Source organism: Halomonas sp. BC04, assembly GCF_000568385.1.
The window spans coordinates 1-5,174 of record NZ_AZQX01000379.1 but is presented as its reverse complement, the minus strand read 5'-3'; the positions used below and the strand labels follow the sequence as shown (position 1 = coordinate 5,174).

Here is a 5,174-nt window from a genome sequence, read left to right as displayed (position 1 = left end):
CAGGCCACGCACCTCGCGCTCCGCCGGCAGCAACCGCACCAGCATCCGCCCCAAGCGGATCGCCTCGGCGCAGAGGTCGGCACGTACCCAGTCATCGCCGAAACTGGCCGCGTAGCCTTCGTTGAAGATCAGGTAGATCACCGCCAGCACCGACTCCAGGCGCTCATCCAGGTCCGAGTCCTCCGGTACCTCGAAGGGAATCCCGGCGTCGCGGATCTTGGCCTTGGCCCGCACCAGCCGCTGCGCCAGAGTCGGCACCGGCACCATGAAGGCCCGGGCGATCTCCTCGGTGCGCAACCCACCCAGGGTGTGCAGCGTCAGCGCCACCTGGGCAGGCCGCGCCAGGGCCGGGTGGCAGCAGGCAAAGATCAGGCGCAGGCTGTCCAGCGGTTCGGCTTCGAGATCACGCTCGAGCAATAGTGAAAGATACTGGTTCAGCTCATCGCTCTTGCGCTCGCGCATCTGCTGGTGACGCAGCTGATCGACGACCTTGTGGCGTGCGGTGGCGATCAACCACGAGACAGGGTTCGGCGGCCAGCCCTCCACCGGCCATTGCACCACTGCCGCCTCGAAGGCTGCCTGCACGGCGTCCTCCGCCAGCTCGAAGTAACCGAAGCGGCGAATCAGGCTGGCCAATACACGGCCATATTCACGACGATAGAGCTCGTCCAGAGACACGGCACTCCCTTACAGGCGATAGGCGGGGTCCACCGGGCGCACCTCGATCGAGCCGCCGACCCTCAACGGCGGAATACGCCGGGCCCACCCCAGAGCCTCGTCCAGGTCGCGGCACTCCACCACGTGGAAACCGCCCAGTTGCTCGCGGCTCTCAGCGAAGGGGCCGTCAAGCGTCACCACCTTGCCGTTCTTCTCGCGCAGGGTGGTTGCCGAATCCACCGACTGCAGCCGGGCACCGCCACGGTAGCTTCCGCTGGTGACCATCTCCTGGATCAGGGCGTTATAGTCATTCATGACCGAATCGCGCTCGGCATCCGGCAGGCCGTTCCACAGGGCCTCGTCGATACAGCACATCAGCATGTATTGCATGGCAGGTTCTCCTGGTAGCGCAGCCCCATGGCTGCCTGATGAGAGATCGAACGGTGGCGCGATGAATCGACAGGCCAGGCGCCTCCTTGGTGATGACATCATGCCGTCTCAGCCTTCCGCACGGGAGCCAGTTCGGTGACCAGGACATCCGTCAATGCCGCCAGCAGACCCTGCTCATCGTTGCTGGCCGCGCTGACCAGCCTGACCTCGACATCCGGCAACGCAGGTAGTCCATGCCCGGGCGAAAGGGCGACCAGCCCCGGTACCAGTTGGCTGACCGGCATGGGGGCGATGGCAAAACCGCTGGTAGCGGCGGCCCGCATGCCGGCTCCGCTCACGCACAGCATGGCAGTATGCTGGGCAATTCCCGCCATCGCCAATTGCGCCAGGGCGATTTCCCGATATGGACAGGGCTCGGGGAAGAGAGCCAGGGGCAACGGTGAAGGAAGCTCGCAAGACTCACCCTCGGCCCAGGCCCAGACCAAAGGCTCCCGCCAGAGGCAGATGCCTGCCTCCTGCTCAACGCACTGTGCCCCCAGCACCATATCGAGGTGCCCCTGTCGCATCGAGGTGAGCAGATCTGACGGAATGCCAACGCGCACCTCGACGTCTGCCAGGGGATGACGCTTCATGAAGCGCTTCAGCGTCGTCATTAGTCGCTCATTGGCAAGGTCCTCGGCCACTCCCAGGCGCAGGCAGCCATGAAAGGAAGAGCTCGTCAGTTGAGCCAAGGCATCGCGATTGAGGGCCAACATGGCTCGGGCATAGCTCAGCAGGCTCTCTCCCTCCGGCGTCAGTTGGAAACTTCGCGTCGTTCGCTGCAGCAACGGCTTGCCCAGCTGAGATTCCAGGCGGCGCAGGTGCCCACTGATCGCGGGCTGGGTGAGATGCAATCGGTTGGCCGCGGCAGTAAAACTCCCCTCCTCGATAATCGTGACAAAACTACGGAGCAACAATAGATCAAGCATCATAATAATCCGCTATAAATAAGGGATTGTTTTTATTATGTATCAGCTAAACACGAATCCCGGCTGAAAATGAAAGATAGCAGAAAATAATGAAACAACGCACTTTGCCGTCAGCCACAGATTAATTAAGATAATTTGTCCGCTGGATGAGTTCTCATGCAATATACGCATCTGGCCGCCTGAAGCCGCCGTGAAACTTCCGCAACAAAGAAGGACAACAGAGCATGGAGATCACCCGCAGCCGGGACTTCACCGCCGAGCGCGCCTGGGAAGCCAAGGACATCGCCAACATGAACGGTATCACCACTCGCCTGCATTGGACCGACCAGCCCTATCGCTGGCATATCAATGACGGCGAGGAGGTCTTCGTGGTACTCGATGGCCAGGTGGAGATGCGGTATCGCAGCGAGGGTATCGAGCACTCCCGACTGCTGGAGGTTGGCGACATCTTCTTTGCCTCGGCGGGCACCGAGCATATCGCCTGTCCCATCGGCGCAGCCAGGATACTGGTGGTCGAGAAGGAGGGCAGCGTCTAGCCTCTGAGCCTGGGAGACAATCCGTTTCTAGCCTGATGAGGCTTTGCCAGAGCTAGCCGCGGCGTTTCGCGGCCAACGCCGCCGCGGTGGAACAGGATCGAACCCGACAGCACCAGCACTCCCGCCAGGCCCAGATAGGGAGGCATCGCCTCACCCAACAGAAAGACGGCAATCAGCGTACCGACCAGCGCAGCCACCATGCCGATCTGGCTGAGGTAGACGGGCCCGGCGATCTTTTGCAGCACGAAGAAGAGGACATAGAGCACGGTGAAGACCATGCCTTCGAGCAGAAGTAGCCGAATCACTTTCGTACCGAGCAGCTGAGACGCCTCCCGCATTTCGAATGCCAGCGCAAAGGGAGCGAGGGTCAGCGCGCCGCCCAGCAGCATCAGCGCGGCCAGATAAACCGCTCCCGCTCCGCCGGGCCAGCGCAGGGTGCGATAGACATTCCCCAGCGCCAGGATCAGCGGAATCGTCAGTACCAGCGCGGCCCAGCCCTGGGCCCCCTGCATGCCGCCGGCCTTGGCCCAGGCCAGCAACACCCCGCCAACCAGCCCCAGCAGCACTCCCAGCAGCCGCAGTGCATTGATGCGCTCCATGCCCAGCCCCACCGCCAGCACCCAGGTCACGAGGATCGGGAAGGCGAAGCTGAGCGAGATGAAACCGGCCCCCACGTGGCGCACCGCCAGGAAGGCGAGCGCATTGGGCAGGGCGAACAATGCGCCCGAGACCAGGGCATACTCGAGGATGCGCCGGTCGATCCTCATCGGCTGGCGCTGCAGCGCCGCCAGTGCCAGCAGCAGTAGACCGGCGCCGGTCACGGCCACCATCAGGAAACTCAAGCGCGGCGCGCCAGCATCGTCGGCGAGCTTGGCGACGACCAGCGAAAGCGCCAGCAGACTGCCGACCAGCAGCAGACAAGCCAGGGCGTACCAGCCGGTGCGGTTGCGCGATGTCGCTGAGTTGGCCATGATCGGCTCCTATAGCATGGCAAAAAGAATCTTGACAAAAAGTATCTTGATGGAAAGATAAACTTGCCTATGAACCGTGTCAAGCAGGCCATTGCCCAATGGCAACAGGAAATGCCCGATCTCGATCTGCTGCCGATGGAGGTGGTGGGGTATTTGAAGACCACGCAGCAGCTCACCCAGGAGCGGCTGCAAGCCTTCTTCAAGGAGTACGGCCTGCAGGCCGGCGAATTCGACGTGCTGGCCACGCTGCGCCGCTCGGGCCCACCCTATCGCCTGGGACCGACGCAGCTGTTCGAGACCTTGATGATCTCGTCGGGGGGAATGACAAGCCGGCTGGACCGACTGGAAAAGGCGGGTCTGATTGCTCGTTCGCCCAACCCCGAGGATCGACGCGGCACCCTGGTCTCGCTGACCGAGAAAGGCATGGCGCTGATGGCAGAGATGATTCCCCGCCACGTGGCGAACGAGGGCAGGATGCTGACTGCCCTCAGCCGCGAAGAGCAGCAGGCGCTGAGCGAGCTCTTGAGCAAACTGCTGGAAGGTTTGGCCGACGAAGCCTGAGCGGAGGACCCAGTCCGTACTAGACAAGGGCCGGGACCCAAGACTTCAGCGCGAGGTGCTGGTAAGTTCCTCCAAAGGTTGCCTGACGCTTAACAGCCGCAACCCGTCATGCCGATACGCTAGAGCCGTTAGCCGTGATCAACGAGAGTGCTGAGATGCCGCAGGAACTGGACAGCAACCCCATGTCACTGGATGAGCTGGAGCACCAGTTGAAACGGCAGCGGGCAGCCTGCCGGGCCAATCCCATGCCGTCGTCCCAGGAGCGCCGAGAGTGGCTCGGAAGACTTCGCGAGCTGATCAAGAGCGAGCAGAACACGATCGTCCGTGCGATCTCCGAGGATTTCGGCAACCGCTCCGCCGACGAGACCCTGCTCGCCGAGATCATGCCGAGCCTGCATGGCATCGACTACGCCAGCAAACGGCTGAAGCGGTGGATGAAGCCCTCCAGCCGCTCGGTCAACCTGGTCTTCCAGCCGGCCAGGGCCAAGGTCGTTTACCAACCGCTCGGTGTGGTGGGTATCATCGCGCCCTGGAACTATCCGCTCTTCCTCGCCATCAGCCCGTTGACCGGCGCCCTGGCGGCCGGTAACCGCGTCATGATCAAGATGAGCGAAGCGACGCCGCGCACCTCGCAACTATTGAAGGAACTTCTTGCCCGCGTATTCCCGGAGGATCTGGTGACCGTGGTGCTGGGTGAGGCGGAGGTGGGCGCTGCCTTCTCCAGGCTGCCTTTCGACCACCTGCTGTTCACCGGCGCCACCTCGATCGGCAGGCATGTCATGCGCGCCGCGGCCGATAACCTGACGCCGGTGACGCTGGAACTGGGTGGCAAGTCGCCGGCCATCGTTTCCCGTGACGTGCCGCTGAAGGACGCTGCACAGCGTATCGCCTTCGGCAAGTCGTTGAACGCCGGACAGACCTGCATTGCGCCGGACTATGTTTTGGTTCCCAGAGAACGGGTCGACGATTTCGTGACGGCCTTCCGCGAGGCGGTGCTGAGCTTCTACCCCACACTCGAGGACAACCCCGACTACACCGCGATCATCAACGAGCGGCACTTCGAACGCCTCCAAGCTACCTCGAGGATGCCG

Annotated in this window: 7 protein-coding genes; 3 read left to right on the top strand and 4 right to left on the bottom strand. The window is 62.7% G+C overall.

Annotation, left to right across the window (positions count from 1 at the left end):
* The 3 genes from Q427_RS25485 to Q427_RS25475 all read right to left on the bottom strand — a co-directional run.
* On the bottom strand, positions 1-678 hold a 678-nt coding region (locus tag Q427_RS25485; protein ID WP_043518195.1), incomplete at its 3' end, for an RNA polymerase sigma factor.
* A gap of 9 nt (positions 679-687) precedes the next feature.
* Complete coding sequence (locus Q427_RS25480) at positions 688-1,047, bottom strand: YciI family protein (RefSeq protein ID WP_043518193.1); 360 nt, start codon at positions 1,045-1,047, stop codon at positions 688-690.
* A gap of 98 nt (positions 1,048-1,145) precedes the next feature.
* A complete protein-coding gene (locus Q427_RS25475; RefSeq protein ID WP_043518191.1) occupies positions 1,146-2,015 on the bottom strand; it encodes a LysR family transcriptional regulator in 870 nt (289 codons plus the stop codon).
* A 224-nt stretch (positions 2,016-2,239) separates the two neighbouring features.
* On the opposite strand from Q427_RS25475, the gene Q427_RS25470 reads away from it, so the two are divergent.
* The gene (locus tag Q427_RS25470) at positions 2,240-2,551 is read left to right on the top strand and encodes a cupin (RefSeq protein WP_043518188.1); all 312 of its coding nucleotides are present in this window, start codon (positions 2,240-2,242) and stop codon (positions 2,549-2,551) included.
* Here the strand turns inward: Q427_RS25470 and Q427_RS25465 are convergent.
* On the bottom strand, positions 2,548-3,522 hold the full coding sequence (locus tag Q427_RS25465; protein ID WP_051496711.1) for a DMT family transporter: 975 nt from the start codon (positions 3,520-3,522) through the stop codon (positions 2,548-2,550). The genes Q427_RS25470 and Q427_RS25465 overlap by 4 nt on opposite strands.
* Before the next feature lie 69 nt (positions 3,523-3,591).
* On the opposite strand from Q427_RS25465, the gene Q427_RS25460 reads away from it, so the two are divergent.
* Together Q427_RS25460 and Q427_RS25455 are read left to right on the top strand one after the other, a co-directional pair.
* Entirely contained in the window at positions 3,592-4,083 is a 492-nt protein-coding gene (locus tag Q427_RS25460; protein ID WP_043518187.1) for a MarR family winged helix-turn-helix transcriptional regulator, read from the top strand.
* A gap of 155 nt (positions 4,084-4,238) precedes the next feature.
* A partial coding sequence (locus tag Q427_RS25455) for an aldehyde dehydrogenase family protein (protein WP_043518186.1) occupies positions 4,239-5,174 on the top strand: 936 nt, incomplete at its 3' end.